At 51.5% G+C, this 5,115-nt stretch carries 5 protein-coding genes; all 5 read left to right on the top strand.

The genetic code is table 11. From position 1 onward, the window contains the following. Positions 1-174 precede the first annotated feature (174 nt). The 5 genes from KW93_RS03535 to KW93_RS03515 all read left to right on the top strand — a co-directional run bounded on the left by KW93_RS03535 (position 175) and on the right by KW93_RS03515 (position 5,069). The gene (locus tag KW93_RS03535; RefSeq protein ID WP_033541591.1) at positions 175-867 is read left to right on the top strand and encodes a hypothetical protein; all 693 of its coding nucleotides are present in this window, start codon (positions 175-177) and stop codon (positions 865-867) included. After that, the gene (locus KW93_RS03530; RefSeq protein WP_033541590.1) at positions 860-2,155 is read left to right on the top strand and encodes a hypothetical protein; all 1,296 of its coding nucleotides are present in this window, start codon (positions 860-862) and stop codon (positions 2,153-2,155) included. The genes KW93_RS03535 and KW93_RS03530 overlap by 8 nt, the downstream gene beginning before the upstream one ends. Before the next feature lie 204 nt (positions 2,156-2,359). Further along, on the top strand, positions 2,360-2,632 hold the full coding sequence (locus KW93_RS03525) for a YhdT family protein (RefSeq protein ID WP_033541589.1): 273 nt from the start codon (positions 2,360-2,362) through the stop codon (positions 2,630-2,632). After that, positions 2,629-4,080, top strand: coding sequence for a sodium/pantothenate symporter (gene panF, locus KW93_RS03520; RefSeq protein ID WP_033541588.1), 1,452 nt, complete (start codon positions 2,629-2,631; stop codon positions 4,078-4,080). Before KW93_RS03525 ends, panF begins: the two co-directional genes overlap by 4 nt. Positions 4,081-4,151: 71 nt before the next feature. Beyond that, positions 4,152-5,069: a DMT family transporter gene (locus KW93_RS03515; protein WP_152602414.1), complete on the top strand. Its 918-nt coding sequence runs from the start codon at positions 4,152-4,154 to the stop codon at positions 5,067-5,069. Positions 5,070-5,115: the final 46 nt, after the last annotated feature.

Raw genomic sequence — 5,115 nt, 5'->3', positions numbered from 1 at the left:
AGCTGTTTTGCGGAATATCGGTTATTAAAGATTATTTGCTTATCAAATACAGTACAGAAACATCAAATTTGTAAAATGTGCCTTTTTATTCGTTTCATTATGCACCGGTTTTTGGTAAAGTAAGGTAAGAATGAAATAAGCAGATTTTTAATCGTCAGGAAGGGAATAAGCCATATGATATTTGATTTTAAGTTCTGGCATTATTTCGTCAGACAGGGCCAGCTCATACATAATCTGGACAACTCGGAAATGCGCTATTTCAATAAACGGCTTGCCTGGCTCTTTGCACTGGGCGTCCTGCTTTTTGCCCTGCGCGAAATCTGGGGGATGAACACCGCGACGCTGACGCCGTATCTCGTTATTGGCGATATGGATACCTATACTCTGGCGCGCTGGATTTCACTTTTCGGCACATTGGTCTGGGCCGGAATTTACCTGGCATTCCATACATACGGAGCAGCATACCTGTTCAGCCGCCTGCTGGAAATCCCATGGCGCGCAGCTTTAGTTATGCAGACCTATGTAACAGCCGTACTCGTCATTGAAAAAGCTTTGCTGTTTTTCCTTTTTGCCGTACTTGGCTACGCGACATCCCTGTCCGTATTTTCATTCGGACCGCTCGCAGCCATGGTATTTGACCATCCTTTCATCATTTTGACGTTTAACCAGTTGACGGTCTTCACGTCGCTGATCATCGCCATCCAATACCGCTTCCTGCGCAATTATGTGGAGTATTCACCGAAACTTCTTTTATTCGGATTGATTATGCTTCACTTCATCATTGCGGTCGCAATCGGCGCTTTGAGCTTTGTGCCGCTTGCGGAAATGCTCGAGGGCTTTACGGAAGGAGTGGTTCCGGGTGAATAAATTCTTTATGATCGGCCTGTCTATTGCCATCACCGCTTTTATTGCGGCAAACGCGATTTTATTGTTCAGCGATAAAAGCATCGTTGATAAAAGAGTCTACATCAGTGAATACGAACGCACGTACACGAACACGTATACGGAAAGGCTGCCGAAAGAAGCAGTCACAGCGCCTCTTGGTGCAACGGAAATTTTCATACAGGATACAGAAGCCATCGAACAATGGATCATCAATGAAGGCGATTATGTCGAAGCAGGCACTGAACTTGCGCTGCTGAATGAATCGGAAAGTGAAGAGCAGCGCGCGATCTGGGAAGCCCAGCAATCGGCGCTGGAAGCTGAACTGAGTGAAGTTCAGAGCGCCATGAGCGAACTTAAAAGTTCCCGCCCCAGCAGTTCGAGTCCAACAGCAGGTTCGTCGAGCAACCGGGACACCGTGACCAATGAAGACGGCAACACGGTTGAACTGGACCTTTCTGTTACGGTGGATGTCGAAGTTCCGCAGGACGGCACTTATGCAGCTGGAATCGCTGAAGCCGAACAGCGCATCGCCGCAATCGAAACCCAATTGGCTGTGGTCAATGCCCAGTTGGACCAGAACACGGCCACACCTGCGCTGATCAGCCCGATCGAAGGCATCGTCGGTAAAATTGATACGGATACCCAGCCGATGAGCATCGAGATTTATTCGAATGAAAAATTGCTCCGCACGTATGTCATCGAAGAGGAATGGATGGATGTTAACGCAGAAGACCGCGTATTCGTCCATGTTGAAGGAATTGCGCAGGGGATGAACGCCAGAGTCCTGAGGGTATCCCAGCTGCCGGCGGAAGAATCCAAATGGCTTGAAGCCTACCGCGCGCTGGATCCTGTCGATCAGAAAAATCCGATCGCGATCTACGAAGTCCTCATCATGACGGATGAACCGATCGCAGATATCGTTCCCTACGGCAAAACGGCGAACACGTCGATTGTCATCAATGAAGCGGCGGACGCCGTGGCATTAAAAGAAGCCTGGCTATACGACCGCTACGACGGCTCCGCCAAAACATTCATCCTTAACGAGGCGGGCCGCACCGAAGCCGTGTCGGTCAACATTGCATTCGACCTTGATGGAAAAGCCATATTGAGCGACGGCGTGCAGCCGGGCGCAACAGTCATTGACCATGACCGGGACAGATTCGAGAAGGGGCCACGGGCGTTCCTGCCGTTCCCGAGTATCCAGCCCGACATGGAACATGCAAAAAATACAAATTGGCGCAAATATGTTGAATTCTTATTGGCGAGATAGTTTGAGAGACCCGTGAGCGGAGGCTTGCGGGTTTTTTTGTGGGTGTTTCTCCAAAAGAAAAGTGCATCTGAAGGGAAAGCAGTCCGCTCCTGCGGACTGCTCAGGGACGGCGACGGCCACCCGATCAAACAAAGTCTTATTAATCTTTCTAGCAAAAAATGGTACGATGGATGAAAAGACTCGCACGGAAATGGAGTGGAAAACATGAACGGAACAGATTGGCGTTTTAAGATTGCCCACCGGGAAGCGCTGATTGGCGTGGGACTGGCACTGTTCAACTTTATCTGGTGGTTCGGCTTTGCATACGGCATGGGCTCGGGGCCGGTTGAGGAATATACATATGTATTCGGTTTGCCGGCATGGTTTTTCTACAGCTGTGTGGTCGGCTTCCTCGTGATTGCGGTGCTCGTCATCGTCATCGTGAAATTTTTCTTTGTGGAAGTGCCGTTTGACGAAGAACAGGAGGACAAACGATGAACTATGCTGTATTGATTCCAATGATCGTTTTCCTTCTTCTCATTTTCTTTATCGGCTTTTGGTCGAGCAAAAAACTCGCGACATCTTCAAATTTTGTCAGTGATTATTTCCTCGGCGGCCGGGAACTTGGCGGCTTTGTGCTGGCAATGACAATGGTCGCGACATACGGTAGCGCATCCTCTTTTCTCGGAGGTCCCGGCACAGCCTACACAATGGGCTTCGGCTGGGTATTGCTCGCGATGACGCAGGTCGTCACCGGCTATTTTGTCCTCATGATTCTCGGCAAGAAATTCGCCATCATGGCGCGCCGCTACAAAGCAGTGACGATGATCGATTTCTTGAAAGCCCGCTACGACAACAGCAAAGCCGTTGTTTTATTGTCCGCATTCAGCATCATCATTTTCCTGTTCTCCGCGATGGCGGCGCAGTGGATCGGCGGTGCGCGGCTCATCGAATCGCTCACCGGGCTGTCGTATAATTCGGCGCTGTTCCTGTTCGCCGTCAGCGTCCTCGTCTACGTCACCATCGGCGGCTTCCGCGCAGTTGCGCTGACGGACGCCGTGCAGGGAGCGGTCATGCTGATCGGCACCGCAATCCTGCTCGTCGCGGTCATTGCCGCTGGCGGCGGGATTCCGAACATCGTGCAGGATTTGATCAATGAAAACCCGGGACTCGTCACGCCATACGGAGCGGACAATAATCTGTCTGCCGCCTACGTGTCGTCGTTCTGGATTCTGGTCGGAGTCGGAGTCGTGGGTCTGCCGCAGATTGCGGTGCGTGCAATGTCCTATAAAAATTCGCGCTCGATGCACCGGGCACTGATCATCGGCACACTTGTCACCGGCGTCATCATGCTCAATATGCATCTCATCGGTGTCTTTGCGCGTCCGATTCTCCCAGGCATCGATATCGGCGACAAAGTCATTCCGCTCATCGCACTCGATACGCTGCCGCCGTGGCTCGCCGGAATTGTGCTGGCGGCACCGCTCGCCGCCATCATGTCGACGGTCGATTCGCTGCTGCTGATCGTCAGTTCATCAATAGTGCGCGACGTGTTTTTGAATTACATAAAACCTGAGGCTGAAATAAAAACCATCAAACGCATCTCGTTCGGCGTTACAGCAGCGCTTGGTGCCGGCGTGTTCCTGCTGGCGCTGGACCCTCCGGATTTATTGATATTCCTGAATTTATTCGCGTTCGGAGGTCTGGAAGCGGCGTTCATCTGGCCGGTGGTGCTCGGGCTCTACTGGAAATGGGGCAATAAATACGGCGCCATCGCATCGATGATTACCGGAATCGGCACCTATATCGCGCTGCATTTTTATAACCAGGAATACGGTAATCTGCTAGGCGTCCACACCGTTACGTTTCCGGTGCTGCTTTCGCTTGCGGCGTTCGTCGCTTTCAGCTTGCTGATTGGACGGAAAGCCTACGATTATGCGGGATAATTATTTACTTTACGGCCAACACCGAGTAGAATAGATAGTTATTCTGAAACCCGAAAGAAGGCATGACTCCTTTGAAACCATGGAAAATCTACCTGATCCTGACGGGCGTCATGCTCATCTGGGGATTTAATCTCGCAACTGTTAAATACATGGTCGAATTTGTCGAACCGGTCACTTTGACTGCATTCCGTATTGGGCTGGCCGGAATTTCAGTATTCGCCATCCTGGCTTATTTCCGGCTGCTCAGCTGGCCGAAGGGGGGCGACTGGAAATTTATATTTCTCGGAGCCCTGCTGAATGTCGTGGCCCATCATTATTTCCTGTCAAACGCACTGACGATGACGACCGGCACAAACGCGGGACTCATACTCGGTACCGGGCCGATGCTGACGGCTGTGCTCGTATCGCTCATCATGCGCAATTTTCCGTCGCGTCTGCAATGGCTCGGCGTGGTCATCGGACTGGCCGGCGTCATCATCACCGTGCGCGTCGGAAGCGGTCCGACGAGCGGCATGAATCTCGGTGATCTGCTTGTGTTCATCTCGATTCTGGCCCAGGTCTTCAGTTATATCGTAATCGCCAATGCGGCGAAAAACTTGGATCCGCGGCTGATGACCGGCTACATGTTCATCATCGGCTCCGTCGTGCTGTTCATCATCTCGCTGATCCAGGAACCGGGTGGCATGGCAGCATTTGCAGATGTGCCAGCGGTCTTCTGGTATGCATTCGTATTCTCAGCCGTACTCGGCACTTCGGTTGGCCACATGCTCTATAATTATTCGATCGGCCAGGCCGGCCCGACCAAAGCGGCGATTTTTATGAACCTCAACACGCTTTTCTCCCTTGTTGCGGCAGCCATCATTTTAAATGAAACCATCTTACCCGGCCATCTTGGCGGCTTTGTGCTCATCGTCATCGGCGTCCTTTTCGGCTCAGGCGCCGCAGAGGATCTGTTGGATAAAAGAAGGAAAAGGCTCAGCGGGCGCTGAGCTTTTTTTTGTGGGTTTGGTGGCGGGCTTATCTTATGATTTTGGG

This window comes from Planococcus sp. CAU13 (assembly GCF_000775575.1).
GTDB lineage: Bacteria > Bacillota > Bacilli > Bacillales_A > Planococcaceae > Planococcus.
The sequence above is the reverse complement of the archived record's forward strand: the minus strand, read 5'-3'. Positions and strand labels throughout refer to the sequence as shown.